Here is a 26,836-nt window from a genome sequence, read left to right as displayed (position 1 = left end):
GATTTTCTGCAAGTTACAGCTGCTTGAGGAATCTGACGGGGCATCAAATCTGATGTCCCGTCAGGTGCGTTCGGTGGCCCTCCGATGTCGGCCCAGTCCGGTACAAAGGACGGATGAACCACGCGGGCGAGCAGATGGCGCTCGTCCGCGCCGAGGCCGCTCGCGGCAAGGCGCGGGCGGCTGACGCGAACCCGGCGGCCTCGATTCCGGCGCAGCGCCAGCCGGTCGCCAAGGTCATCGTGGACGTCGAACCCGCGCACCTCGACCGGCTCTGGGACTACAGCGTGCCGGCGAAGCTGGCCGATGCGGCCCAGCCCGGAGTCCGCGTCCGGATCCGCTTCGGCGGCCAGCTCGTCGACGGCTACCTGTGGGAACGAGCCGAGCAGACGGACTTCGCCGGCCGGCTTGCGCCGCTGCACAGCGTCGTCTCGCCGGAACCGGTGCTCACGCCAGAGATCGGGAAGCTAGCGCGCGCCGTGGCCGACGCGTACGCGGGCACCGTCTCCGATGTGTTGCGGCTGGCGATCCCACCCCGGCACGCGCGAACCGAAAAGGCCGCGCCGCGCCCGCCGGTCAGCGGCCCGCTAGCCGCCTACGACCCGCAGCCGTGGAAGTACTACACGAATGGCCCGGAACTGCTCGCCGCGCTGGCAGCCGGGCAGAGCCCGCGCGCGGTGTGGGCCGCGTTGCCCGGCATCGGCCCGCTGGCCACCGCACTGCCCGGCGGCGGGGCGATCGGCCCCGACTGGTCGCGGGCACTGGCCACGGCCGTGCACGCCACCTTGACCAGCGGTCGCAGTGCCCTGATCGTTGTTCCCGACGGCCGTGACGTGAGCCGCATGGACGCGGCGCTCGTCGACCTGCTCGGGGCCGGCCGGCATGTCGCGCTGACGGCCGACCTCGGCGCGGGGGAGCGCTACAGCCGCTGGCTCGCCGCCAAGCGCGGTGAGGTGCGCTGCGTCGTGGGCACCCGCGCCGCCATGTTCGTCCCGCTGCCCGAGCTGGGGCTGGTCGCGTTGTGGGACGACGGGGATTCCTCGCTGGCCGACCGCGCGGCTCCGTACCCGCACGTACGCGAGGTGCTGACGATTCGCGCACACCAATCCGGCGCGGCCGCGCTGATCGGCGGATATACGGTCACTGCGGAAGGTGCCCAACTCGTCGCGCGCCGCTGGGCCAGGCCGGTCGCCGCGCCGCGCGCCGTCGTCCGCGAACACGCCCCGATGATCCGCACCGTCGACCCCGACCGGGACACCGCTCGCGACGCGGGCGCCGCCATCGCGCGCATCCCGGCCCTCGCGTGGCGCGTCGCCCGAGACGGCCTTCAGCGCGGACCCGTGCTCGTGCAGGTGCCGCGCACTGGTTACTTGCCGGCGCTGGCCTGTGTGCGTTGCCGCGAGTCCGCGCACTGTGCGCACTGCCACGGCGCCCTCGCGCTCGCCGGCGCCGCCGACTCGGCCCGCTGCCGCTGGTGCGGCAAGATCGCGGAGCATTGGCGCTGCGACCGCTGCGGCGCGAACCGGTTCCGCGCGCGCGCCACCGGAGCGGCCCGCAGCGCCGAGGAACTGGGCCGAGCCTTTCCAGGCGTGACGGTGCGGCTGAGCCGGGGCGGCGCGATCCTGACCGAGATCGGACCGGAGCCCGCCCTGATCGTCGCGACACCGGGCGCCGAACCGGTCGCCGCAGGAGGCTTCGCCGCGGCCGTGCTGCTCGACGGCGACCTCCTGCTCGGAGTTCCGACGCTGCGTGCCGCCGAACAGGCCCTGCGGCGCTGGCTCGCGGCCGCCGCGCTGGTGCGCCCGGCGGCGGACGGCGGCGTGGTCGCGATCGCCGCCGAACCCTCCGCGGCTCCCGTGCAGGCTCTCGTGCGCTGGGACCCGGCCGCCTTCGCCCGGCGCGAACTCGCCGATCGCGCGGAACTCGGCTATCCGCCGGCTGCCCGGATAGCGGAACTGACCGCGCCGTACTCGGCCCTCGACGAGTTCATGACCGCACTCGCCCTGCCCGAGGACGCGGAAATCCTCGGCCCGACCCCGGTATCGAACGGCGGCGACCCCGGCGAACAGCAACATCGAGTGCTGATCCGCTGCGCCCGCACCGGCGGCCGGAAACTGGCCGAAGCGCTCACCGCGACGCAAGGCGTGCGCTCGGCGCGCAAGGCCCCAGCGCACGTCCGCATCCGGATCGACCCGGCCGACCTGGCCTGACGCGCGCCGCGGCGCACCGCCGACCGGCACGGCGGCTGCCGTGACTTCGTTACACTCGACCCAGCGGGGAGAGTGCGGCCAAGACGACACGAACGGACGGCGAACCAGTGGCGATCCAGCAGATCCGGCTGTTCGGCGACCCGGTATTACGCACCAAGGCCGACCCGGTGGTCGACTTCGACAAGGAACTGCGCCGGCTCGTCAAGGACCTGACGGACACCATGCTCGACGCCCCCGGCGCCGGCCTTGCCGCCCCGCAGATCGGCGTCTCGCTGCGGGTGTTCACCTACAACGTGGACGGCGAGGTCGGGCACCTGATCAACCCGCAGCTGGACCTGTCCGAGGAGATCCAGGACGGCGACGAGGGCTGCCTGTCCATCCCCGACCTCGCGTTCCCCTGCACCCGGGCGCTGAGCACAGTTGCCCACGGATTCAACGAGTACGGCGACCCGGTGGTCATCGAGGGCAGCGAGAAGCTGGCCCGCTGCTTCCAGCACGAAACCGACCATCTCGACGGAATCCTGTTCGTCGACCGGCTCGACCGGGAGACCCGGAAGGCCGCGCTGCGCGCGATCCGCCAAGCGGATTGGGCCAACGGTGGCCGCGGCGGTTCCGGGGCGAACAGCGAAGCGGCGGCGGCCGCGCAGATCAAGGTCTCGCCGCATCCGACCTTTGGCCAAGCGCGGTAGCGGCATCAGTAGCGGTACGGGCGGGGTCGGAGTCGGGTCCGAGATCGGGCTTGCGGAGGGAGTCGAACCATGAGGGTGCTGTTCGCCGGGACACCGGAACCGGCTGTCGCGTCGCTCAAGGCGCTGTTGGACTCCCGGCACGAGGTCATCGCGGTGCTCACCCGGCCCGACGCGCCGACCGGCCGCGGCCGCCGGTTCGAGCCCTCTCCGGTGCGCCGGGTTGCCGATGAGGCGGGAATCGAAGTGCTCACGCCCGCGCGCCCGCGTGACCCGGCGTTCCTCGCCCGGCTCGCGGAACTGGCGCCCGACGCGTGCCCGGTCGTCGCGTACGGCGGTCTCATCCCGCCGGCCGCGCTCGACGTTCCGCGGTTCGGGTGGATCAATCTGCACTTCTCACTGCTGCCGGCTTGGCGCGGCGCGGCGCCGGTGCAGCACGCGATCCTGGCCGGGGACGAGGTGACCGGCGCGTGCACCTTCCGCCTGGAGGAAGGCCTGGATACCGGGCCGGTCTTCGGCACGGTGACCGAGGAGATCGGCCGCGCCGATACCAGCGGCGACCTGCTGGACCGGCTCGCCGTCGACGGCGCGCGGCTGCTCGTCGCCACGCTGGATGGAATCGAGGAGGGCCGCCTGACCGCGGTCCCGCAGCCGTCTGACGGCGTGTCCCATGCGCCGAAACTGACGACCGACGACGCGCGAATCGACTGGAAGACCCCGGCGCTGCACATCGACCGGCAGGTGCGCGCGTGCACCCCGGCGCCGGGAGCCTGGACCACGCTGGGCGGCGAACGAGTCAAGATCTTCCCGGTCGCGCCGATCCCGGGTGTCACAGACGTCGAACCCGGCACGATCGTCGCCGACAAGCGCGGCCTGCAAGTCGGCACCGGCTCCGGGCACACTGTGCGGCTCGGCGACGTACAGGCACAGGGCAAGCGGCGGATGGCGGCCGCCGACTGGGCGCGCGGCCTGCGGTTGTCCGAGGGCGCCCGGTTCGAGTAGTCGCCCGGCGAAGCCTTAGGCAGCCGGGCTCGAGTGGCAAGCGCGGCCGAGGGCGATCGAGCGCGGCCGAAAGGACCTCTCCCACACGGGATAATGGTCTGATGCGCACCGACCCTGCCCGACTTGCCGCCTACGACACTCTTCGCGCGGTAGCCGAGCGCGAGGCTTACGCCAACCTCGTGCTGCCCAAGCTGCTCACCGAGCGGCGGCTCGATACGCGCGACGCGGCGCTCGCGACCGAGCTGGCTTATGGCGCGCTACGCGGACGCGGTACCTACGACGCGATCTTGGCCGCGTGTGTCGACCGGCCGCTCGGGCAGCTCGACCCGGAAGTGCTCGACGTGCTGCGGCTTGGTGCCCACCAACTGCTGGCGACGCGGATTCCGTCCCACGCCGCGGTCGACAGCTCCGTCGAGCTGGCCCGGGAAGTGTCGCACGAGGGCGCGGCGCGCATGGTCAACGCGGTGCTGCGCAAGGTGGCGCGGCAGGACCTGCGCGAGTGGGTCGAGCGGGTCGCACCCGACCCGGACCGCGATCCGGAGGGATACCTCGCGATCTACCGCTCGCATCCGGCATGGGTTGTCTCAGCGCTCTGGGATTCGCTGGCCACGCACCGCGGTAAGGATGCGGCCTATGCCGAGATCGACCGGCTGCTCGAAGCCGACAACGAGCGGCCCGGTGTGACGCTCGCGGCCCGCCCCGGTCTCGCGGAGCAGGCCGATCTGGTGAAGCAGGGCGCTGAGCCGGGCCGTTACGCGGCGACCGCCGCGTATCTGCCTGAGGGTGACCCGGCGCGGCTCGACGCGGTGGCGCGGGGCCGGGCCGGTGTGCAGGACGAGGGCAGCCAGCTCGTCGCGTTGGCCCTCATGGCCGCTCCGCTGACGGATCGCCCGACTGGCGCGGACGGTTCCGGCTCGAGTGGTTCCGGCTCGCACGGCGACGACGACTCGCTTGCCGATGACCGGCTTTGGCTTGACCTCTGCGCCGGCCCAGGCGGCAAGGCGGCGCTCCTCGCGGCCATCGGCGCGCAGCGCGGCGTCAAGCTCGTCGCGGCTGAGATCGCCCCGCACCGTGCCCGCCTCGTCAAGCGCGCGCTGCAGCCGATCCACGGGGTGCACAAGGTCGTGACCGCGGATGGAACGCAGCCGCCGTGGCGTCCCGAGATCTTCGACCGCGTGCTGCTCGACGCCCCCTGCACCGGGCTTGGTGCCTTGCGCCGCCGCCCCGAAAGCCGGTGGCGGCGCGAGCCCGCGGACGTTTCGAGGCTGGCAGAGCTGCAGAAGAAGTTGCTCGCCTCGGCGCTCGACTCGGCCAGGCCCGGCGGGCTCGTCGCCTACGTCACCTGCTCCCCGCACCTGGCCGAGACCCGCCTCGTCGTCTCGGACGTGCTCGCGCGCCGCGACGACGTCGAGCAGCTCGACGCCCGGCCGTACCTACCCGGCGTTCCGGAGCTCGGCGACGGCCCGGATGTGCAGCTGTGGCCCCACCTGCACGACACCGACGCGATGTACCTCGCGCTGCTGCGTCGCCGCTGACAACGACTACTCGGATTCTGTCGTGATGCGGCCAGGAAAGCGCCGCGGGGATTGCCTCGACGCCTTCGTTGCGGGCAGGCTTGAACCATGGACGGGGTCGACGGCGCAGCAGACAGTGAGGCAGAGCACGAAGACGGCCGTGCCGAAAGCGGCTCGGCCGGCCATTCCGGCGCGGGCGGCAAGCTGTTGGCGGTCAGTGACCTGCACGTCTCGTATGCGGAAAACCGCTCCATCGTGCAAGCGCTGCGGCCGCGATCGGAGAATGACTGGCTCCTTGTTGCGGGGGATGTTTCCGAACGACTCGCCGATATCGCCGTCGTGCTGCGGTTGCTGACCCAGCGATTCGCGAAGGTGGTGTGGGTTCCCGGAAATCACGACCTGTGGAGTTCCAAGACCGGCGATGATCAGATGCGCGGAGTCGCGCGCTATGACCTGCTGGTCGCGCTGTGCAGGGAGCTCGGCGTACTCACGCCCGAGGACCCGTATCCCGTCTGGCACGGAGCTGGCGGACCTGTCCGTATCGCGCCGCTGTTCCTGCTCTATGACTACACATTCCGGCCGCCCGGTACCAGCACGAAGGAAGAAGGGCTCGCTTACGCGTACCGCACCGGCGTCGTCTGCAACGACGAGTTCCGGCTGCACCCGGATCCTTACCCCTCACGCGAGGCCTGGTGTCAGGACCGGGTTGCGTTAACGCAGCAGCGGCTGGACGAGTGCGACCCGTCGATACCCCTCGTATTGGTCAACCACTATCCGTTGGTGCGCGAACCGACCAGAATCCTGCGTTATCCGGAGTTCGCGCAATGGTGCGGTACGTCCGCAACGGCTGACTGGCACACGCGCTACCCGGTCGCAGCTGTCGTATACGGGCATCTGCATATTCCGCGAACGACGTGGCACGACGGCGTGCGATTCGAAGAAGTGTCACTCGGATATCCCCGCGAATGGAGCGCGCGACCGGTCGCGCCCGTTTTACCGCGTGAGATCCTTCCGGGCGCGAAAGACGAGTTGAGCAACAGCCGCGGCGACGGTACCGAGATGGGCAGACCGGCCTTCGCGGCCGGCGGCTAACCGAAGAGGCCCGGACCCGCGGGCTCGCTCGCGGCGCGCTCAAGATTGGCGAGCTGCGCGATCGTGTCGGCCTCGGTGGGGTCGGCCTCGGTGTCTAAGAACGCGTCAATGATCTCGCGCACCAGCGTCTCCGTCGCCAGCCGATAGCTGAGCACGAGGACGTTCGCGTCATTCCATCGTCGTGCGCCCCGTGCCGTCTCGGCGTCTACGCACAGCGCGCCGCGTACGCCTGGAACCTTGTTCACCGCGATCGACGCACCGGTCCCGGTGTAGCAGAACAGCACAGCTCGCTCTGCTCGGCCTTCGGCTACCGACCGGCCGACCTCTTCCGCCACCTGCACCCAGTCGCCCGGCTGGTCAGCCAGCGGTCCCGCGGCGAGAACCTTGAGCCCGCGCGTCCGAAGGTGCTCGATCGCGGCGTCGGTGGACGCATTGCTCTCGTCGCTGCCGACGGCGACCAAGCCATGACCGGTTGCGGGCTCCTGCTCTGGTGCTTGCGACATGCCGGCTCAGCCTCCTGCGGTTGCCTCTTGTCACCGTACCGCGCCAAGCCGGTCACACTCCTGCTCAGGCCGGCTCTGGCTCTGAGGTTCTCAAAACCGTTCGACCAGCGCCGGATGCCGCGGATCATCCATCCGCACGACGATGTCCGCGATGTTCAGCGGGTCGGCCTCGCTCTCGTAGCGGTCATAGGCGGGCAGCGTCCACGCATCGTCCGGTGCGGTACGCCGGGCCAGTGCCGCGGGGGAGAGCCAGAAGTGCGCCGTGAAATCGAACGGCAGACCGCGGCCGAGCAGGAGCGCGCCGTCGAGTAGCAGCACGCCGCCGGGTGCGAGCGTCGTGTACTCGCGCCGGCTCGCACGGTCCCGCTCAGCGTCCCAAAGGGCGGGCAGCACCTTCCCGCTCCCGCCGGGCTCCAGCGGACCGAGCACCTCACGGATCAGGCCCTTGGCGTCGAGCCATTCGTCGTAGAAGACATCCGGATCCGTGCGGCCGAATTCCAGGCGAAGTGACGCCGGACGCAGGTAATCGCGCGCGGAGACTTGCAGCGCGGCTCTTCCTCTAAGCCGCAACGGATCGATCAACGCCCGTGCCAGACGCCACGGTTCCGCAGGCGGCGCCCCATCGAGCGCCACCCGAACCCACGCCTCGCGCGGAAACGCGGCGATCCGGTCGGCGAGCTGTTCGACGAGGAGAGCCGGAGAGATCGCGCGTATGTCCACCGCCCCATCATCGCGGGTCGACCGTCGGTGCGGCCGGATCGCGCGGTGGGCGACAATGGCGTCATGACGGTCCAGATTTCGCCCTCGATCCTCAACAGCGACTTCTCCCGGCTCGCCGACGAGGTCTCCTCGGTCTCGCGGTCCGCCGACTGGGTGCACGTGGACGTGATGGACAATCACTTCGTCCCGAACCTGACGCTCGGGCTGCCGGTGGTCGAGGCGCTGCTTAAGGCGTCGGAGCTGCCACTGGACTGCCACCTGATGATCGAGGACCCGGACCGCTGGGCCCCCGCGTATGCCGAGGCCGGCGCCGGCTCGGTGACCTTCCATGTCGAGGCGGCCGCTGCGCCGATCCGGCTTGCCCGCACGCTGCGCGCCGCCGGGGCGAGGGCCGGGATGGCGCTGCGGCCGGCTACCCCGATCGAGCCCTATGAGGATCTGCTCCCGGAGCTGGACATGGTGCTGATCATGTCGGTCGAGCCAGGATTCGGCGGCCAGCGGTTCCTTGAATCCGTATTGCCGAAGGTGCGCCGGGCCCGCCAGGCGATCAAACGGCACGGTGGCCAGATCTGGTTGCAGATGGACGGCGGCGTCTCGGTCGAGACGATCGAGCGGTGCGCTGAGGCTGGGGCGGACGTGTTCGTCGCTGGCTCTGCGGTTTACGCGGCGGATGACCGCGATAAGGCAGTCCGAGAGCTTAGAGCGCTGGCAGAGGAGGCGGCCGCTAACGCGTCCTGGAATGACACGCAGGACGGCTAAGCAGGCGAAGAGATAATCCGCTACCGCCACCCGACGTGCCGAATATGATCATCGGCATGGGAGTGGTCGAGGAGCTTTTCTCGTTGCGTGGGCGCGCAGCGTTGGTCACCGGCGGAAGCTCAGGCATCGGCTACGCGATCGCCGAGGCGATCGCGCTCGCGGGCGCGCGCACCGTGCTGCTCGCGCGGCGCGAACCTGAACTCAAGGCCGCGGCCGAGCGGATAGGGCAGCAGGGTGGCGAAGCGCACTGGGTCGTCGCCGATGTGGCCGACCGAACCCGTCTGGCCGAAGCCGCCGATGAGGCGGTGCGGCTTGTCGGCGAGATCGACATCCTGATCAACTGCGCCGGAGTCAATCCGCGGCCGCCGCTCGGCACTCAGACGCTCGCGGACTACGACGAGATCCTGGCGCCGAATCTCGCCGGTCCGTTCCAGCTCGGTCAGCGGTTCGGCCCGCGGATGGCCGAGCGCGGCTGGGGTCGCATCGTCAACGTCGGATCGCAGCAGTCGGTCTCCGCGTTTGGCGACAGCGGTGTCTACGGCGTCGCCAAAGCCGGCCTCGCCGGCCTCACCCGCTCGCAGGCCGAGGCGTGGTCGATGCACGGCGTGTGCGTGAACACGATCATTCCCGGCTTCGTGCTCACCCCGCTGACGGCCGTCGCGGCGTCAGATCCAGCGCGGGTCAAGGCGCTGGCCGCACGGTCGATGAGCGGGCGCAACGGTCTGCCCGAGGATTTCCGGGGCGTCGCGCTCTTCCTGTCCTCGAACGCTTCGGCCTACGTGACCGGACAGATGTTGTTCGTCGACGGCGGTTTCTCGGTGCACTGAACGAGTCGCGCTCAGCTGCGCTCTGCACCGACTTATCTGACGCCGGCACCCGCGATTTCTGGCCGCCCTTAGGTAGTCGTGCCGGATCTGAGGTACCTGAAACGGCAGTCCAGCGCTATCTAAGGTAGGCGTAGGCCGCAAGCCGGGGTTCGAATTCGGGAATCCGACTGATCCGCGGCGCCTACCTTGGGGCGGATCGTGGAGTTCGTCGGAGGAAGTACTCGCAACAGACGGGCGCTCCTCACGACGAGAACATCACGAGGAGTGATCGTCATGATGAGCGCCAGCTTCGGCCGGGAGATCGCGGACAGCCACTTCCAGCAGCTCTTCGCAGAGGCCGAACACGACCGTCTTGTCGGGTGCTTGAAGCGAGAGCGCAAGCAGCGGCACGCACGCGGCCGCGCCGCAGCGGCCCAGCGCCGTGCGGCGCAGCCGTGCGCGCAGGACCTCGGCTGACCGGCTGAGGGACAACGGCCATGGACACCACTGCCGGATCCACGGCCGCGACAGTGGCTAGTACTCCGATCACGAACAGTCCAGTCATCAATCGGCCGGTCATCAACAGGCCGGTGAGCAGTGCGGGGACCGCCGGACTGGGCCTTGCGTCCGGCCCTGTGGAAAGGCCGGTGCGTTCGCTCGGGGAACGTGAAATGCTCGAAGATGTGTCGAGCCGCAACGTCAGTCCGATCTTCGTAGGGCGCCGGGAGGAACTGGCCCGCCTGCGCTCCGCCTTCGCGCGGAGCGTGGCCGGGGAGCCTCAGACGGTGCTGATCGGCGGCGAGGCGGGGATCGGCAAGAGCCGGCTGGTGGAGGAGTTCACCGCGCGGCTCGACGCCACGATCGTGGTCGGCGCGTGCATCGAGCTCGGAAACGGTGAGGGCGTGCCGTTCGGCCCGTTCGCCGCGGCATTGCGGTCGCTCGACAGCAGGGGGTTGATCGACCGCGAAAGCTGGGAGGGGCGGGAGCTGGCCCGCATACTCCCGGAGCTGGGCGAGGCCCCGGCTCGCCGGCAGCAGGAAGATGAGTACGCTCGCATCCGGTTGTTCGAGGCGGTGCAGGCGGCGCTGCTCAAGGCGTGCGCCGATCGACCGCTGGTGCTGGTCGTGGACGACCTGCACTGGGCCGACCGGGCCAGCCGTGAGCTGTTCGGATACCTGGCCCGGGTCTCCCGCGGCGGATGTGTGCTGACCATCGGGACCTACCGGGCCGACGAACTCCACCGGGGGCACCCACTAAGGCCGTTCCTGGCCGGTCTCGACCGGGTGCGCGGGCTGGAACGGCTTGAACTCGAACGCTTCGACCGCGCCCAGACCGCACTGCAACTGCGCGGCATCCTCGGCCGCGAGCCGGAGCCGAGCGTGGTCGAAGAGGTGTACTGCCGGGCCGAGGGCAACGCCTTTTTCACCGAGGAGGTGGCCTGCGGGGTCGCGGCGGCAGGCGGCGCGGCGCCCGAGCTGTCCTGGAGCCTGCGGGACTTGCTGATGGCCCGAGTAGAGCGGCTGCCAGAGCTGACTCAGCGGCTGCTGCGGCTGCTGGCCAGTGCGGTACAGCCGGCGCACCCGCCGCTGATCGCCGCGGTCGCCGGGCTCAGCGAGGAGGAGCTGACCGAGGCATTGCGGCCGGCCTTCGCCGCCAATGTCCTGGTGGCCGGGGAACGGGAGACTTATCGCTTCCGGCACGCGCTGATGCGGGAAGTCGTGCACGGGGAACTGCTGCCCGGAGAGCACACGCGGATCTATCTCAGGCTCGCCGAGGCACTGGACGAAGCTCCGACGCTGGTCTCAGCCGATTGCTTTGACGTGGAGCTCGCGCACTACTGGTACCGCGCGCATGTTCCCGATAAGGCACTGACCGCCGCCCTGTTCGCGGCGGAGACCGCACGGACGCGCTATGCCTTCGCCGACGAGCTGGCCATGTTCGAGCGCGCACTGGAGCTGTGGGACCAGGTGCCGCACGAGCCGGACGCGAAGCCGGACGACATCTACCTGATGTACCGCGCCGCAATGGCCGCGGGCCGCGCGGGGGCAGCCGACCGAGGCCTGGCCTTCGCCGACGCGGGACTGGCGGCCATCGACGAGACGGCTCGTCCGTCGCTGACGGCGCATCTGCTCGACCAACGCGGAAAGCACCAGCGGACCCTGGGCCGCGGCTCCGGCATAGACGATCAGCTGCAGGCGATCGAGCTGCTGCGCGACGAGAAGTACGCGGTCAAGCGCGGCTACATGCTCACCGGCCTCGCCTCCACGCTCTGCATGCATGGCAGGTTGTCCGAGGCACTGGTCGCCATCGATGAGGCCATCGAGCTGTGCACTCGCTCCGACGACCCGTGTGACGCGCTGTCCGCTCGGTCCATCCGCGCGATGATCCTGAGCAACGGCGGCCGGATCGAGGAGGGCCTGGCGCTGCATCGTGCTTGCCGGGAGGAAGCAGCCCGGCTCGGCCCGACACCGACGCTGATGCCACGCATCGACATCTGCCTGTCCTCAGAGCTTTACGAAGTCGGTCGCTATGACGAGGCAGCACACGTGGCGCGCGGCGGCCTGGACTCGATGATCCCGTGCAATCCGGTGCAGTCCGGAATGCTGCGCAATAACCTGGCCGAGCCGCTGATCGCGCTGGGGGAGTGGGACGAGGCAGCGCAACTCATCGACGACGCGGTCGATCTCAACCTGCCCGGCGTGCACGACCTCGGACTGCTGCGCCTGCGCGCGGACCTGCACATACTGCGTGGCGAGTACGAGCTTGCCCAGGCCGACCTCGACACGGCTCGGCGCCGTGGCGGCTCGAAGACCGGCGAGCCGCAGTACGTGATTCCGCTGCGTCGGGCCGTGGCCGGGCTGGCGGCGGCCCGTGGCCGAATAGACCAGGTGCGTGCGGCGCTGGCCTCGGTGCTGGACGCCGGCGTGCGCGAAGGGGATGAGCGCTTCCTGTGGGAGATGCTCGCCCTGGTGGCCCGGGCGGAAGCGGACCGAGCCGTGGATACCGGCCGAAGGGATCCAGACTCGATCACCCCGCGCATCGCCCGCGTCGCGGCGCAGTTGCCGGTGCACGTACCGGTGCAGAACGTCTTCGCGCGGCTGGTGGCAGCGGAGGCGCGCCGGGAGCTGGTGGACGCGAGTCAGGACCCTGCTGACTGGCTGGAACTGGTCGTCGCTGCCGACGAGGCGATAGCTCCGGTGCATCTGCGCGCCTATCTGCGGTTCCGGCTGGCCGAGGCTTCGGCGGTGCGCGGTGAGCGCGCTGAAGCAGCCGAAGCGGCACGGCAGGCACGGTCGCTGATCGAGCCGTTGGGTGCCCGTCCGCTGCTGGGACAGATCGAGAGTCTCGTTCGAGCCGCGCGGCTGGCGCTGCGTCCGGTTCCGGACTCGACAGCGCGCGCGGCGAGCACCGCTGGCTCGAGACAGGCGAATAGTGCGGCAGCCAGGCTGGCAAACGCAGCGTCGCGTGGCGGCGGGGAAGCGTTCGGTGGGAGCGGTGCGGCCACGGCGGCATCAGCGCGCCTCGGTGCCGCTCCGGATGACTTAGCCACCAGCGACGCAGCCACAAACGCCGGGGCGGTGACTGACGGCGGTGCAAAGCGGCATATCGGCGCCGTGACCAACGCCGACACTCGGGGCCGAGGCGGTGCAGGGTCCGCTGCTGCCGGTAGTGCCGGAAACGCGGGCACCAGGCCTGGATCCGCTGCCCACGCTTCCGCGGCCGCTGGCGGCAGGCCTGGATCTGCGCCTGGCGCCGGAACTGGCGCCGAGGCCAGGGTTGATGCGGGTGCCGGTTCTGCTGAAGGCACCTCGTATCAGGGCTCAGGTGCGTATTCCGGCGCTGGTATCGGCGCCCGTGCTGGCACACGCCCTGGCGCGACAGCAGTGCCTCACCCTGGCGACGCCAACGATGCCAGTGCCGGTGGTCTCGGCACCGGTGGTCCCAGCGGCACTGGCAGTGAATCGGGTGACGGCTCGGGCTTCGATGCCGGAATCCGTTCCGCAACAGCGCGCGGCTCCGGCACGGCGGTCGGCACCGATTCTGGTGCTGCTGGTGCTGGTGCTGGTGCTGGTACTGGTATCGGTGCGAACGCGGGCGACCTCGGCCTGACGCGACGTGAGCTGGACGTGTTGCGGCTGGTCGCGGAGGGCTTGTCGAACGGTCAGATCGGTGCGCGGCTGTATATCAGCACCAAGACGGTGTCTGTGCACGTGTCGAACATCTTGGCCAAGCTCGGCGTCTCTTCGCGAACCGAGGCTGCGGCGGTGGCGCACCGATTGCGCGTCTTCGACAACGTAGCCTGATTCGCTGCCGCAGGGCCGCTGCGAACGCTGCCGCGCTGCCCGCATCGCCGGGGGCTTCGCTGCCTGGCGCGGCGCGGTGACACGCAGGTCCGTTCCGCTACGAACTTGCCGCGACCGTTGCGGACTCGGACTCGGGCTCGGACTCGGCTGCGGCCTGCTCAGCGAATCGCTCTTCGTGCGCGGCGCGGACCCGCCGCCACAAGCGTTCGCGATCCTCAGCGGTCAGTTCGGTGAGGTCCAGACCGAACAAGTCAGTGGCCGCCTCGAACCACTCCGCGGCGGACGTCAGCTCTCGCTTTGACGGCGCTTCCTGTCCATCGACACGGTGCAGGACGCAGCCGACGATGTAGTCGGTGCCTTGGGCATCGCGCCGATACACCTGCGCGGTCTTGACGAAAGGCGAGGTCGGCGCAGTGGACAGCTCGGCGTGATACGGAAGGAACTGCGTCCAGTGCGCCGGGGCGAGGGTGAAGTCCATGGCCGCGAAGGAACCGCTGGACAGTGCCAGGTCATGCACGAAGCGCCAGATTTCGCGGCTACCGGCCCCGCTCACAGCACTCACATTGCTATCGGTAGTTTCGCCCTCCACCGGCGAGTCACTTGTCCGCTCCAGTCGGAACATGAACGGGCCCTGCGGGTGTTCGCCCTCGACCAATCGCATCGGCTCGTAGTGCGCGTTACTCAGACCTGCATCGACCATCCATATCTCGCCGTCCAGATCGACAGTCACGGCCATGTGGTTGCCATACCGGTCCGCAGTGGGCACGACGATCCCGTTGTGAACCCCACCGCGATGGCGCGTCACCTGATAGCCGAGCGCCGTCAACAGTTCGGTTAGCGCGCCGTTGAGGTTGAAGCAGTAACCGCCGCGCCCTGCCAACACCCGACGAACCGAGTCGGCCGGGTCGATGCTCTGCGGTCGGCCGAGCTGAATGTCGATGTTCTCGTAGGCGATCCGCTCCACGTGGGCGCGATGCAACGCTGCCAAAGAGTCAACCGACGGTTCGCCTGGGTCGGCGACGCCTAGGCGGGCCAGGTAGGGATCGAGCCAAGCTGGTCGGATCGTCATAAGGCCACGCTAGAGGGCGCCGCAGACAAATGGCGTCCGGCACATACGACAGACAATGGCGACAGGCAAACTACCGATGGGGTGAGTGTGCGGGCGGTTCTTCTGATCCCGCCTGGGCGGACTGCTTGCCGGTCTGCCTGATCCACAGCGCCGCTCCGGCAGCCGTTGCCGCCGCCGCCACCGCGAGTGCAGCGACGATCCGGCCCCATACCGCGCCTGAGTTCACCGGCGCCTGCGCCGCGAGCAGCACCATCGCGACCGCCGCGGCCGCGCAAAGCGGAGCCATGCCATGTCGCAGCTGTCTGATACCCACTGGGCCCGCCGCGAGCGCATCGACGGCGAGCAGATATGCCAGCAGCAACGCGGCGTCGATCACCATCAACCAGACCGGCGGGTCGCTGAAACCCGCCAGGATCGTGCAACCCACGGCGAACACGGTGTTGCGATGGCGGCCCAACTGGCTGGTGAACCGGATCGACTCTGCGGTCGGCCGCCGCGACACCACCGGAGCAGCCCAGATCGCCGCCACCATCGCCGCCATCGCGAACAGCCAGCCGACCGGCCCTCGCATGGCGAGCTTCGTGGGATCGACGGCAGCGAGCACCAGTGCGGCCCCAAGCAGCAACACCGCGTCGTTTGGCAGCGAGTTGAGACGTTGGGGGAATGTGCGGGCGAAGAAGGCGTACACGGCCGGGGATAGGGTCCCGTCGGCAGTGTCGGCAGCGCTGGTGACGGTGGCAGCCGTGGCAGGAGTGGCGCTGCCGCTCGTTGCTGGCTCGCGATCGTTGTCTTGCCCTCTGCTGGGCCCGCCGCTTTCGCCGAGACTTTGCTCGCTCACCGGATCCTCCCTCGCACGCCGGTGCGCAGCAGCGGGGCCAGCGCGAGATCCAGCTCACCCGAGCCGTCCCAGGCGACCACCGGAATGCCCCGCTCGACCAGGCTGAAGCGCAGCGCCTCGCGGTCCATCCGCCACAACCGCAGCGCGAAATCGGCCGCCTCGTCGCCCGGCTCGACCCGCGGATCGCCGGTCGGGATCTCAACGACCACCACCGGATTGCCCCGCTCGGCCAGATCCCGCAGCACGTCGAGAATCCGGTCGTCGGCCAGAGGCGTGATCGCGTACACCAGAGCTCCGTTGGGCAGCGCGGGCGCGGGCACATGGTCGATGTCCGGTGCGTGGTAACCCAGATCACGGCGCACCTCGAGCACCGTCTCCACGATCCGGTACAGGTAGCCGCCGCCGGTGCCCGGCTGCAGCCAGCGCAGCCTTCCGCCGACCGACACCACGCCGACTCGGTCATGGCTGCGCAGGTAAGCGCGCGCGAGGCCGGCCGCGGCGCGCACCGAGTCGTCGAGCGTCGATCGCCCGGTCGCCGGGTCTCGCACATCGCCGAACGCGTCGAGCAGCACCACCGTGTCCGCCGCGCGCTCGGCCGCGAACTGGGTGATTTGTATCTCGCCGCGCCGGGTCGTGGACGGCCAGTGGATCCGCCGCTGCCGATCGCCCCACGCGTACGGCCGCACGCCGGCGAACTCAAAGCCGTCGCCGCTCTGCCGCGCGGTGTGCTCGCCGAGCCGATTAGGCAGCCGCGTCGGGATCGGCGTCAGAGTGCTGTCGCTCGGCATCGGATAGATGTCCACGTCGCCGAGTTCCGCGCGCACCGTGCGCCGCCCAAGCCCGCCGACGTCGTGCAGGTCGATGTCCGCCACGCCGAGCGACCAGCGGCCCCAGCGGCGCGCGATGAAGGAGAAGGTGACGACGGGACCGGACACGTTCACCCCGGCCAGCTCAACCCCGGGTCCCGGCGCGACGCCCGGATCGATCCAGCCAACCAGCCCATCGAAAGCCAGGTCGACCCGCGCCACGATCGGTTCGCCCTCGAAACAGCGCCGTACCGGCACCACCGCCCGCGCACTAACGCGCCCCGGCCGCGTCGATCGCGGTGCGCCCAGCGCGAGCAGCACCGCCGGTCCCGCCGCTAGCGCGAGCATCCAGGCGCGGCCGGTGATCAGTGCGATGGCGGCCGCCGTGAGCGCCACACTACTCAACCGCAGCGCCCGCTCGGTGAGCCGCCAGGTCTGCGTCGGGGCTCGGGGCGGCTCTGCCGGGGCGTCGAGGGACTGCGGGCCGCCGAGCGCACGGCGAACCGCGTCGCCGCCGGACGCGGGCCGATCTCGGCCGAGCATCGGCTCATCTCCCCGGCCCGGTGGCGTCCGGGCGTTACCCGCCGAGCCGCCCTCTTCGCTCACGGCTGCGGGACCGTGCGCGGTGTCGCGACCGAGTTGACAACGCCCTGCACCACATCGTCGGCGCTGATCCGGCGCACCCAAAGCTCCGGTCGCAGCGTGACGCGGTGCGAGAGGGCCGGAACCGCCACGGCCTTGACGTCCTCGGGCGTCACATAATCACGCCCGTCCAGCGCCGCCCGGCCCCGGGCCAGCTGCACCAGCGCCAAACCGCCGCGCGGCGAGGCGCCGACCTGGATCTGAGCGTGCTTCCGCGTCGCGTTGACCAGGCTGATGATGTAGCCGAGCAGGTCGTCGTCCACCTCGACCGACTCCAGGCTGTGCCGCATCGCCAGCACCTCGGCCGGGTTCGTCAGCGGGTTGAGCACTGCCTCGGGCGTGGCTCGATCCAGCCGCTTGCGCAGCATCGCCGCCTCGTCCAGCGGCGGCAGGTAGCCCATGCGCACGCGCAGCAGGAACCGGTCCAACTGCGCCTCGGGCAACTGATACGTGCCCTCGTATTCGATCGGGTTGTCCGTGGCGATCACCACGAAGGGCTTGGGCAGCGGACGGGTCGCACCGTCAACGGACACCTGCCCCTCGGCCATCGCCTCCAACAGCGCGGCCTGCGTCTTCGGCGGAGTCCGGTTGATCTCGTCGGCCAGCAGCAGATGCGTGAACACCGGTCCAGCCCGGAAAACCATCTCGCCGGAGCGCTGGTCGTAGAACGGCGCGCCGGTCACGTCCGACGGCAGCAGATCGGGGGTGAACTGTATTCGAGTGAACTCCAGGCCCAACGCGGTCGCGAAGGACCGGGCCAGCAGCGTCTTGCCGAGTCCGGGCAGGTCCTCGATCAGCACGTGCCCGCCGGCCAGCACGCCGAGCATGACCAGCTCCAGTGCGGGCCGCTTGCCGACGACCGCCCGCTCAACCTCGTCGAGTACCGCGTGCGCACGTTCCCCGGTCTGCTTCGGCGTGAAGGTGACAGGCGCGGGCGCGGGCGGGGAAGTGGCCGCCGCCGCGACTGCTGCACCCGTCGTGCCGCGTCCTGTACCTGTTGTGCCTGTTGCTGCGTGCATAGCCGTCTCGCCCCGCTCCGTCGGCGCCGAGGCGGCCGGCCCGGTGCCGGTGTTCGCCGCGGCGGTGCTCACTGCCTTCTCCAAGAGACTGCCTTCTCCAAGACGTAGCGCTTTTTTTCCAGGTCACCCTGCTCCCGCGGGAGGGTTCACAGCGTTTCGAGGCGGTGGACAAGCGCCCTAAGGACCGAGTCCGGAACCGGTGGGGGAGAGTTGCTCGACTGTGCGCGCCGGTCCAGCGTACGGCGTGGCGGCAGCGGTCCCGTGTAGCCAGGACGGCGCGGATCGATCCACGCGAACACGTCCGCGCCAACGATCGCGGCCGCGCGATCCGGCTCGCGGTAGAGCGAGACGCCGTGCCGGTCGGCCAGCCGCACCGCGTACAGCCGCTCGAGTTCCGGCCGCAGCACCCGCTCGAAACCCGCCGCCGACTCCCGGGCCGCCTCCACGGCCGCCGCCCAGCCCTGCAGGCTCGGCTCGCGCTGGTGGACCAGGCGCACCGCCCGGCGATACGAGCCGTCGATGGCTTCCGCGCCGGCAACGTACCGGGCGACGAGCAAGCCGACGATGACGATCGCGGCGGCGCCCGCTGCGGCGGCCCCCGGCCCTCCCGCCACCGCCAGCACGATCTCGGCGGCGACGGCGATCCCGGCCAGCAATGCCAACGCCTGCGCGGTGGGGCTCAGGCGCGCGGAGCGGTCGTCTTGACGTAGCACGCTCATGAGCTGATCACCCGCTCTACCGCGCCCTGCGCCGACGCCGCGGCGTCTTCGCTCCGTGCCCGGAGCCGCTCGGCCAGCGCACTGGTCACCGAATCAAGCGCACGCCGCGCCGCGTCCAGATGCTGTGCGGTCATCGGGTGCGAGGAGAAGCGGGCCTCGCGGAAGAGGTCCGTCAACGTCTCGGCGTCCTGCGTCCCGAGGCCCGGCAGGTCGCGGCCGGTCGCGCGGTGCAGCAAGTCTGACGGGCTGTCAGAGCGTTCGCGGGTGACCCCGGCCTGCGCCAGCGACCTCTCCATCGCGGCGTAGCAGGCGATGATCGCGGCCCGTGCGTCATCCCCGCCAAGCGCCGAGCGCCCGGCGAGCAAAGCATCGGCAAGCGCCTCATCCTCGGCGCTGGACTCCACGATCGGCGGCGCCGATCCCACCGGCCCGAGCTGCGGGATCTTGCGCAACAGCCGAAGCGCCACCAGCACGATCACGATGACCAACGCGGTGCCGATGATGGCCAGCAGCACCCACAGGAACGCGGTCAGATCGAAGGAGAAGCTGTGCCCGTTGTGGTGCGTGTCCCGCGTCGGCGGCGGCGAAACCAGCCGCGTTGAACCCAGGATATTGGTCGGCACCAGCTGAGTGGGGTTCTGGCCCTGGCCGGAGTCCGGGCGGCGCAACATCATCAGCGCGAGCGGCACGAGCACGGCGCTGGCGAACAGCACCGCGACGGTGGCCTGCCGCAACCGGTCCAGCGCCGAGGTCGGCACATCAGTCATGCGCACGTGACCGCGGTATTTCGATGCGATGATCAGCGCAGTAACGGCGAAGAGGAAGCCAAGCCCGACGGCGATCCCCGTCGCGATCCCCGCGTTACGCAGCGCCGCACCCGCGGCGGCCCGAATCGCGACCGCGGCGACGACCAGCCCCAAGGCCACTGCCACCGCAAGCAGCCCGCCGGACCCGACGCCACGCCGCCGATCAACGCTCCCGCTCTGTGTCACCCGTCCGGTCTCTCCATGCCGCCGCTGTTCGGACGCCAGCCTGGCATACCAGTGCGGCTCATGTCAGCACAGCGACGATTTTGCGTCGATTGCCGCATTTATCGCAGCAGAGAACGAGAACGTCCGGATCGTTGTCCGAACGACACAAGACTCACGGAATCCACAAGCGGGCGGCGGTCGCGGTCGCCTCGAGCAGCCCCGAGCTGAGCAGCCGCAGTTCCCCGCGCAGCTCCTTCGGGATCTCCCGGATACGGCTCGGCAGCTGCCGAGCGGCCGCGCGCAGCGAAAGGTCGGGCAGCTGCCTGGTCAGCTCGAGATGCCGCTCCATCAGCCGGACCAGCCCCTGCCTGCGCATGCGGGCCAGCGTCTGCGCCAGCCGCAGCGACATCAGCCAGACGGTCAGGTGCCACAGCGGGATGATGACGAGCCAGATCATGAAGTAGGTGTGCGTGACGTGCTGGACGGTCGGCGCGTAGTGCCGAAGATCGATCACATGGGTCACGACGCGCGGCTCCCAGCGGTCCTCCAGATACACCGGCAGCGCCCACATCGCCAGCGCGACCGAGCTGAGCCCCCACGGGATCGCGATGTATATCACCCAGCGCGCCCAGGTTCCGCGTGCCTGGAAACGCTTACTCATCCGCATGAACGGGCTCGGTACCAGCACCGAGGCGAGATTGCCGATCGCGATCGAGGCGATCGGCAGCACCGCGAGCTGGGGAAGGGCGGGACGCACCCAGGCCGAGCTGTGCCCGACCCACACCGTGAGCGCCACGACGAGCGCGACGAACATCAGCTCCCACACCGCGAGCAGCAGGTTGCGCGCCAGCAGGATCCGGCCCGGATCGGCTCCCGAACGCAGCAGATCGGCGGCCCAGCGTGGCTCCGCGGCCAGCTGGTTGGTCAGCGAGCCGTCCGCGACCGCGGTCAGGATCACCGGGACGACCACCGGGTTCATCGGATTCGTGAGGTTCGGCCTGGTACACACGACCAGGAAGGCGAAGGTGCCGAAGCCGAGCAGCCAGCTGGCCAGCATTCCGTACAACCAGTCGGGGCGGGTCCGCAGCACTCTGGCGAACTCGCCGAACACGGTGACCCGGTATCGCGTCAGCTGGGGCGGCGCCGGCTGAGGCTGCTGCATCGCGGGGGAAAGGGTGCTCTCCTCGGTCACGCCCCGCCCCTCTCGTGCGCCGCGGCCCTCGGCAAAGCCGTCATCAGCAACCCGTCATCCGGCTGCCGACCTACGTCTCCTGGTGCAACCGTGATCACTGTATTCGTCATTCCCCGCAGCGCCCCGGCTGACGCCCCGCCGAACGCTTCCCGCGTTATGTGCCGGCCACCGCGCTGAGCACCGATCCTCTGGGCAGAGTTCGTCCATCGACCGCGCTGCGGTCACCGCGCCGCAATCCCGGCCGGGCACCGTGGCTGATATGCGGGTCGCAGTCGTCACCGAATCCTTCCTGCCGCAGGTGAACGGGGTCACCAACACCGTGCGCAGGATCCTGGAACACCTCGCCGCCCGGGGCCACGAGGCGCTGGTCGTCGCGCCCAGGCCCGGCCCGGCCGCGTACGCGGGCTTTCCCGTGGTGGCCGTGCCAGGCGTCGGGCTGCCCGGATACCGCGAGTTCAAGCTCGGATTACCCACAAGGCGGGTGGAGAAGGTCCTGCGCGACTTCCGGCCGGACGTGGTGCACCTGGCCTCCCCGATCGCGCTCGGCGCGGCCGGGGCAAGGGCCGCCCGCCGAATCGGCGTGCCGTGCGTCGCGGTCTTCCAGACCGACGTGGCCGGTTTCGCGCGGCAGTACGGCTTCCGCGGCACCGACGCGGTGATCTGGAGCTGGATCCGGCACATCCACCGGCAGGCCGACGTGACCCTCGTACCGTCGAGGGCGAGCCTTGAACAACTGGACGCGCAAGGCGTGCCGCGGCTCGCGCTGTGGGCCCGCGGCGTGGACGCCGCGCGGTTCAGCCCGGCGCACCGGGACCAGACGCTGCGCGAATGGCTGCTCGGCGACCGCGAGATCCTGGTCGGCTACGTCGGCCGGCTCGCCGGGGACAAGCGGGTGCACCTGCTGGCGCATCTCGCGGACCTGCCGAAGGTGCGCATCGTCGCGGTCGGCGACGGCCCCGCCGCCCCCAGCCTTCGGGCCCTGATACCGAGCGCCGCGCTGCCCGGATTCCTCAGTGGCCAAGCGCTTTCCGCCGCATACGCGTCGCTCGACGTGTTCGTGCATACCGGCGCCGACGACACCTTCGGCCAGTGCGTACAGGAGGCGATGGCCTCAGGCGTGGCGGTCGTGGCACCGGCGGTCGGTGGGCCGCTGGATCTGGTACGCCCCGGCCACACCGGACTGCTATACGAACCCGATGACACCGACGACCTCAAGCGCCGCGTCGCCGAGCTTGTGGGGAATCCCGCGCTGCGCGCCCAGTACGGCGCGAAGGCCCGCGAGACGGTCCTCTCGCGGTCGTGGGCCTCGGTCTGCGACGAATTGCTCGGGCACTATGACACCGCACTGACACGCTATCGGCGGCTCGAAGAAGCGGTGAGTTGACCGGTAGGCATAGACAGAAGGTTGATACTTCGTAGTGTGCATGGCTCGACGCGGTTGGCGGTGGACCGCGCGGTTGGCGCGGTTACGCCACGGCAGGTTCCCGCCAGCTTCCAGACCTGTCGTTTCGCGTTGGCGACCGGCAGGGTAATGGATGCCTCGACCGGATTTGGGGACTGGTCGCTTGCCGTGGACCTACCTGTTCCATGTTCGATCGCCGGTTGTCGTTCGGTGGGCCGGCGGTCCCCTGAACGGTGGCGCCCTCCTCGCGTGGGGCGCCATCGCGATGCCGTTCCGAGCCGCTGCCCGACCCCGCAGCGGCTCGGAACGGCGTTAACAGTCGCCAGTGGCCGACCGATCCGGACTCGGACTATGCCGGCGAGGCGATGACCGAGAATTCCGCGCCCTGTGGGTCGCGCAGCGTACAGAGCCGCCCATACGGCGAATCCTTCGGCTCGGTGACCAACCGTGCGCCCGCGGCGATCGCCTGGTGCGCGGCCGCGTCCGTCTCCGCGACCAGGAAGTACGGCCTCCAGCGCGCGGCGCGCTGCGGGGAGTCCGCCGTGTGTCCCGCCTGCCAGATCCCGGCGGCTTGCTCGCCGTTCACCATCAGCACCCAATAGGAATCCGGCTCCATCGGCGTCTTCGGCACCTCGACGCCCAGCAGCGCCCCGTAAAAGTCGGCGCTGTGCGGGCCCTGCGGCGTCTCCAGTTCGAACCAGACCGGGGTGCCCGGCTGCATCCTGGCTTCGAAGCCGGGGAAGGGCGCGGCCTGCCATAGCCCGAACGGGGCGCTGGCCGGGTCGGCGGCCAGAAGCTGCCGGCCGACCTGCGGCACGTCGGCCGGACCGAAGTAGAGGATGCCGCCGAGCTTGGTGATCCGCTCGGCGGCCGTCTCGACGTCGTCGATCGCGAAGTAGAGGTTCCAGGCCACCGTCCTGCCCGGCATGCCGCGCATCTTCGGGCCGATCCCGGCCACCGCCTTGCCGTCGAGCGAGAGCACCGCGTAGCCCTCCCGGCGCGGATTCGGCTCGCCGGTCCAGCCGAACAGTTCGTGATAGAAGCGGAGCGCGGCGTCCTGGTCGTCGGCGTACATGTCGAGCCAGCACGGCGTGCCCTGCGGGTAAGGACGTTGGGTGTCGGCCATACCTGCCGACCTCCTTAGCTCGGGAACCTGTCTCCAGCCAGTAACCCTGTCTCGCCTAGAAACACTGCGGCGCCTAGAAACACCGCGTCGCTCAGAAACAATGCGTCGCGCAAAACACCGTCTCGCCCACTGTGCCACCGTGCGATGGCACCGGCATCCGCTGCGAAACCGGTGCCCGGTTCCCGATGCCGATTGCTCGCCGGCTGGCTGCCCGCTCAGCCAGACGCGGCAGCCGTTGTCGCCGTGCGCCGGTCGCGCAGTGTCGCATTCACCGCGATGATCTCCGCCCCGGCCTTCGCGGGAGAACCAGCGTTGTACGGCGGCTGCGGGTCGTACTCGATCGCGAGTTGGACCGCCTTGGCCACGTCATCGCCCGCGATCAGCCCGGCGAGGGTCAGGGCCATGTCGATGCCTGAGGAGACGCCAGCCGCTGTGATGATCTTGCCTTGCCGGACGACTCGTTCGGCCGTGTACCGTGCGCCGAGCTTCTCCAGCGTCTCGACGGCGCCCCAGTGGGTGGTCGCGTCCATCCCGTCGAGCAGCCCGGCGGCGGCGAGGACGAGCGAGCCGGTGCACACCGATGTCGTCCACCGCGTCGTCTCATGGATGGCGCGCACCCAGGTCAGCATGCCTTCATCGCGAGTCAGGGCACGGGTTCCCCAGCCGCCGGGCACGAGCAGGATGTCCGCCGAGCCGACCTCGTCGAGGGCCGCGTCGGCATGCAGGCCGACCATCCCGCTATCCGTGCGCACAACGCCGCGAGATCCGGCGACGAATGTGACTTCTGCGCCAGGCAGCATCCGCAGGACCTCGTACGGTCCGATGGCGTCGAGCGCGGTGAACTCGGGGAAGATCGGGATCACCACGTGCAATGGGTTCAGTCGCATGGCTTCTACCTCCTGCGTCCAGCCTGGTCGACGGCTCGAATGGCGGCAAGGACACAGTTATGACGAATTCCGCCATGATCAGGCCGAGCGGAAGCGCGCCCGGTACTCGCCTGGAGTGACCCGGACCGTTCGCCGAAAAGCGCGATGCATCGTCGCGATCGTGCCGAAGCCGGAGGCCCGCGCGATCCGGTCGAGCCCGTCCGCGGTCGTCTCCAGCAGCCGCCGCGCCGTCTCCACGCGCACGGCTTCGACGTGAGCGGCCGGGCTGCTGCCGGTCTCCGCGCGAAACACCCGCGCGAAGTGCCGTTCGCTCATGCCGACGCGCGAAGCCAGCGCGGGCACCGAAAGATCGGCGTCCGGATGCTCGGCGATGAACGACTGCAGCCGCCGTAGCGGCTCGCGGGCCGGACGCTGCGCCGCGAGCTGGGCCGAGAACTGGGTCTGCCCGCCCGGCCGTTGCACGAACACCACCAGCTGGCGGGCGATCGCGCGGGCGAGGGCGCCGCCGTGATCCGCTTCCACCAGGCCCAGCGCGAGATCGACGCCCGCGGTGACCCCGGCGGAGGTCCAGATCGGGCCGTCGTGCACGAAGATCGGCTCTGGGTCCACCGTCACCGCGGGGAACCGCTCGGCCAGTTCGGCGCACGCCTGCCAGTGTGTGGTGGCCCGCCGCCCGTCCAGTAGCCCGGCTTGCCCGAGCAGGAACGCGCCGGTGCAGACGGAGGTGGTGCGCCGCACCCTCGCGGCGGCCTGCGCGACCCACGCGACGTGCCGATCGTCCCGGGCCGCCACGCGTACTCCGCGGCCCCCGGCGACCACGAGCGTGTCCGCGCCGTCTGCGCCACTCACGCTGCCCACGTCGTCCGGGTCCGAGATTACGTCCCGCGCGGCCTCGGCGATCACCGGCAGCCCGCAGCTGGCAGTTACCCTCCCGGGCTCCAGCGCCACGGGTCGCAGTGAATACGAACCCGGACGCATCCGCTCCGCTTGCGAGAACACCTCGAGCGGCCCGGTCAGGTCCAGGATCTGGAAGTCCGGGAACACCAGGAACACGATCGTGCGGCGGCCCGGGACAGAAGGACGGCTCATGACGGGAGGATAGGGCGTGCCGGGGCCACCTCGCCGAAACCTTTCTCGGGCTAGTGCGCCTGTGCTGAAGAATTCGCGTGTGGAACACCGGTCGCGTCTTGACTTGAATCAGGGTTCGCAGTGAGATGGGCCGGTCCCGTCGCTCTTTGGCAATCCGGAGGTTCCCATGCGCATCTTCACTGCGCCGCGGCACTGGTCCCGCCGCACCCTGGTGTCGGCCACCGCCCTGACCGTGCTGCTCGGCGCGGGCGGTGTCGGCTCGGCCACTGCGGCGGCCGCGCATCCCGGGCTCGCCGAGTCCGCCCATCGGGCCGCAGCTTCTTCGAATACTGATTCAGTCGGTTCCGCGACGCTCACCCCGTTCACCGTGCTGAGCCCCGACTTCCGGGATGGCGGCCCGCTGCCGGTGTGGACCGAGTTCGGCGGCACCTACGCCGCCGAGGCCGGCTGCTTCGGCAAGAACCTGGCCCCCGAGCTGGACTGGCGCAACGTGCCAAGCGGCACCCAAAGCTTCGCGCTGCTGGTCAACGACATGGACGCGCCGCTGTCCGGCGGCTGGCACCACTGGGTCGTCTACAACATCCCGGGCACCGCGCACGAGCTGGAAGGCCACGGCGTGCTGCAGTACACCCAGGGCTCGACCAGTTGGGACGTCAACGGCATCCCGGTGGTCGGCTGGGGCGGACCGTGCCCGCCGGCCGATGGCCAGACCCACCACTACATCTTCACCCTGTACGCGCTTTCGACCGCCACGCTCTCCGGCGACTCGCTCACCTATGAGCAGGTGCTCAGCGCGATCACGCCATACGTGGTCGGCTCCACGGTGATCATCGGCACCTTCCGGCTTCCGCTGCGGTCCGGCTCCTGACGCGGCTTCCTGGCGCGGCGCGATAGCGCATCCGTTCGGGCCGTCGGCTCTCTTCAGTGGGGAGCCGCCGGTCCGAACCACGAAAATCACGAGCGGTGTGCACAAGCAGCGGATATCACGAGCTGTTTCTATAGCGAGCTTGATACCCCTCGCGGCCGGGGTGAGACTCGGAACGTGTCATCGATCAAAGGTTCGAACGTCGCATCGTTGACGCGGGTGAGCGGGCGGCGTCGCCGTGGCTGCCGCGAGCCGAACCGGTGAGCTTCAACAATCCGGTCATGCCGTGGCGGAGTTGGACAAGGTCCTGTCCTGGGCGAAGCACGGCGAGCTGACGGCGAGATCCGCCGGCCGGCCGCGCCGATCCGCCGCGCCGAGGCCGCGATCCCGTACGCGGAGCTGCACGCGCACTCCGGGTTCTCGTTCCTGGACGGGGCGAGCGAGCCGGAAGCGCTGGTGGCCGAGGCCGCGCGGCTTGGACTTGAAGCGCTCGCCCTGACCGACCACATGGAACTGGCCGGCTACTTCCTGATCGTCTACGAGATCGCGAAGTTCTGCCACGACAACAACATTCTGGCTCAGGGCCGCGGCTCGGCCGCGAACTCAGCGGTCTGCTAT

General features: G+C 70.0%; 24 protein-coding genes. 12 read left to right on the top strand and 12 right to left on the bottom strand.

The annotated features are described in order from the left end of the window. Nucleotides 1–113 precede the first annotated feature (113 nt). From VN779_RS06850 to VN779_RS06830, 5 genes are all read left to right on the top strand, one after another. Nucleotides 114–2,207: a primosomal protein N' gene (locus VN779_RS06850; protein WP_325721286.1), complete on the top strand. Its 2,094-nt coding sequence runs from the start codon at nucleotides 114–116 to the stop codon at nucleotides 2,205–2,207. A gap of 107 nt (nucleotides 2,208–2,314) precedes the next feature. Beyond that, the gene (gene def / locus VN779_RS06845) at nucleotides 2,315–2,896 is read left to right on the top strand and encodes a peptide deformylase (RefSeq protein WP_325721284.1); all 582 of its coding nucleotides are present in this window, start codon (nucleotides 2,315–2,317) and stop codon (nucleotides 2,894–2,896) included. Nucleotides 2,897–2,965: 69 nt separating this feature from the next. Next, nucleotides 2,966–3,895: a methionyl-tRNA formyltransferase gene (gene fmt / locus VN779_RS06840; RefSeq protein ID WP_325721282.1), complete on the top strand. Its 930-nt coding sequence runs from the start codon at nucleotides 2,966–2,968 to the stop codon at nucleotides 3,893–3,895. A gap of 101 nt (nucleotides 3,896–3,996) precedes the next feature. Then, entirely contained in the window at nucleotides 3,997–5,430 is a 1,434-nt protein-coding gene (locus tag VN779_RS06835) for an RsmB/NOP family class I SAM-dependent RNA methyltransferase (protein WP_325721280.1), read from the top strand. An 87-nt stretch (nucleotides 5,431–5,517) separates the two neighbouring features. Next, nucleotides 5,518–6,501 (top strand): metallophosphoesterase, encoded by a 984-nt coding sequence (locus VN779_RS06830; RefSeq protein WP_325721278.1) that lies wholly within the window; start codon nucleotides 5,518–5,520, stop codon nucleotides 6,499–6,501. Here VN779_RS06830 and VN779_RS06825 read toward each other — a convergent pair. After that, nucleotides 6,498–7,004: an RpiB/LacA/LacB family sugar-phosphate isomerase gene (locus VN779_RS06825; RefSeq protein WP_325721276.1), complete on the bottom strand. Its 507-nt coding sequence runs from the start codon at nucleotides 7,002–7,004 to the stop codon at nucleotides 6,498–6,500. The genes VN779_RS06830 and VN779_RS06825 overlap by 4 nt on opposite strands. A 90-nt stretch (nucleotides 7,005–7,094) precedes the next feature. Further along, entirely contained in the window at nucleotides 7,095–7,724 is a 630-nt protein-coding gene (locus VN779_RS06820; RefSeq protein WP_325721274.1) for a uridine kinase, read from the bottom strand. A 63-nt stretch (nucleotides 7,725–7,787) separates the two neighbouring features. Between VN779_RS06820 and rpe the strand changes: the two genes are divergently transcribed. The 4 genes from rpe (at nucleotide 7,788) to VN779_RS06800 (ending at nucleotide 13,593) form a co-directional block, all read left to right on the top strand. Then, nucleotides 7,788–8,483: a ribulose-phosphate 3-epimerase gene (gene rpe / locus VN779_RS06815; RefSeq protein ID WP_325721272.1), complete on the top strand. Its 696-nt coding sequence runs from the start codon at nucleotides 7,788–7,790 to the stop codon at nucleotides 8,481–8,483. A gap of 47 nt (nucleotides 8,484–8,530) precedes the next feature. Beyond that, nucleotides 8,531–9,310 carry an SDR family NAD(P)-dependent oxidoreductase gene (locus VN779_RS06810; protein ID WP_414639600.1) on the top strand — a complete coding sequence of 260 codons (780 nt, stop codon included), beginning with the start codon at nucleotides 8,531–8,533 and terminating at the stop codon, nucleotides 9,308–9,310. Between the two features lie 273 nt (nucleotides 9,311–9,583). Further along, a complete protein-coding gene (locus VN779_RS06805) occupies nucleotides 9,584–9,766 on the top strand; it encodes a hypothetical protein (RefSeq protein WP_325721268.1) in 183 nt (60 codons plus the stop codon). A 194-nt stretch (nucleotides 9,767–9,960) separates the two neighbouring features. After that, the gene (locus VN779_RS06800) at nucleotides 9,961–13,593 is read left to right on the top strand and encodes a helix-turn-helix transcriptional regulator (RefSeq protein WP_325721266.1); all 3,633 of its coding nucleotides are present in this window, start codon (nucleotides 9,961–9,963) and stop codon (nucleotides 13,591–13,593) included. Between the two features lie 97 nt (nucleotides 13,594–13,690). Here VN779_RS06800 and VN779_RS06795 read toward each other — a convergent pair whose 3' ends face one another. The 7 genes from VN779_RS06795 to VN779_RS06765 form a co-directional block, all read right to left on the bottom strand. Next, nucleotides 13,691–14,662 carry an arylamine N-acetyltransferase family protein gene (locus VN779_RS06795; protein WP_325721265.1) on the bottom strand — a complete coding sequence of 324 codons (972 nt, stop codon included), beginning with the start codon at nucleotides 14,660–14,662 and terminating at the stop codon, nucleotides 13,691–13,693. A 70-nt stretch (nucleotides 14,663–14,732) separates the two neighbouring features. Then, a complete protein-coding gene (locus VN779_RS06790; RefSeq protein WP_325721263.1) occupies nucleotides 14,733–15,500 on the bottom strand; it encodes a hypothetical protein in 768 nt (255 codons plus the stop codon). Next, on the bottom strand, nucleotides 15,497–16,912 hold the full coding sequence (locus tag VN779_RS06785) for a DUF58 domain-containing protein (protein ID WP_325721261.1): 1,416 nt from the start codon (nucleotides 16,910–16,912) through the stop codon (nucleotides 15,497–15,499). Before VN779_RS06785 ends, VN779_RS06790 begins: the two co-directional genes overlap by 4 nt. After that, a complete protein-coding gene (locus VN779_RS06780) occupies nucleotides 16,909–18,039 on the bottom strand; it encodes a MoxR family ATPase (RefSeq protein ID WP_325721259.1) in 1,131 nt (376 codons plus the stop codon). The genes VN779_RS06785 and VN779_RS06780 overlap by 4 nt, the downstream gene beginning before the upstream one ends. Nucleotides 18,040–18,113: 74 nt before the next feature. Next, nucleotides 18,114–18,686, bottom strand: a complete 573-nt coding sequence (locus VN779_RS06775) for a hypothetical protein (RefSeq protein ID WP_325721257.1) — start codon at nucleotides 18,684–18,686, stop codon at nucleotides 18,114–18,116. Beyond that, a complete protein-coding gene (locus VN779_RS06770; protein ID WP_325721253.1) occupies nucleotides 18,683–19,678 on the bottom strand; it encodes a DUF4129 domain-containing protein in 996 nt (331 codons plus the stop codon). The genes VN779_RS06775 and VN779_RS06770 overlap by 4 nt, the downstream gene beginning before the upstream one ends. A 151-nt stretch (nucleotides 19,679–19,829) precedes the next feature. Further along, nucleotides 19,830–20,849 (bottom strand): hypothetical protein, encoded by a 1,020-nt coding sequence (locus VN779_RS06765; protein WP_325721252.1) that lies wholly within the window; start codon nucleotides 20,847–20,849, stop codon nucleotides 19,830–19,832. Between the two features lie 259 nt (nucleotides 20,850–21,108). Here VN779_RS06765 and VN779_RS06760 point away from each other — a divergent pair, with 259 nt between their 5' ends. After that, nucleotides 21,109–22,233 (top strand): glycosyltransferase family 1 protein, encoded by a 1,125-nt coding sequence (locus VN779_RS06760; RefSeq protein ID WP_325721251.1) that lies wholly within the window; start codon nucleotides 21,109–21,111, stop codon nucleotides 22,231–22,233. 367 nt (nucleotides 22,234–22,600) lie between these two features. Here VN779_RS06760 and VN779_RS06755 read toward each other — a convergent pair whose 3' ends face one another. The 3 genes from VN779_RS06755 to VN779_RS06745 all read right to left on the bottom strand — a co-directional run bounded on the left by VN779_RS06755 (nucleotide 22,601) and on the right by VN779_RS06745 (nucleotide 25,353). After that, nucleotides 22,601–23,377, bottom strand: coding sequence for a VOC family protein (locus VN779_RS06755; protein ID WP_325721250.1), 777 nt, complete (start codon nucleotides 23,375–23,377; stop codon nucleotides 22,601–22,603). A gap of 215 nt (nucleotides 23,378–23,592) precedes the next feature. Continuing rightward, a complete protein-coding gene (locus tag VN779_RS06750) occupies nucleotides 23,593–24,264 on the bottom strand; it encodes a DJ-1/PfpI family protein (RefSeq protein ID WP_325721248.1) in 672 nt (223 codons plus the stop codon). A 78-nt stretch (nucleotides 24,265–24,342) separates the two neighbouring features. Next, a complete protein-coding gene (locus tag VN779_RS06745; protein ID WP_325721245.1) occupies nucleotides 24,343–25,353 on the bottom strand; it encodes a GlxA family transcriptional regulator in 1,011 nt (336 codons plus the stop codon). Between the two features lie 166 nt (nucleotides 25,354–25,519). On the opposite strand from VN779_RS06745, the gene VN779_RS06740 reads away from it, so the two are divergent. Together VN779_RS06740 and VN779_RS26360 are read left to right on the top strand one after the other, a co-directional pair. Beyond that, a complete protein-coding gene (locus VN779_RS06740; protein ID WP_325721243.1) occupies nucleotides 25,520–26,221 on the top strand; it encodes a YbhB/YbcL family Raf kinase inhibitor-like protein in 702 nt (233 codons plus the stop codon). A 339-nt stretch (nucleotides 26,222–26,560) separates the two neighbouring features. After that, nucleotides 26,561–26,836 (top strand): PHP domain-containing protein (locus VN779_RS26360; RefSeq protein WP_349260679.1); only part of this gene is annotated, 276 nt, incomplete at its 3' end.

The organism is Actinocrinis sp. (genome assembly GCF_035605935.1).
GTDB lineage: Bacteria > Actinomycetota > Actinomycetes > Streptomycetales > Catenulisporaceae > Actinocrinis.
This window is presented reverse-complemented; position numbering and strand designations above follow the sequence as displayed.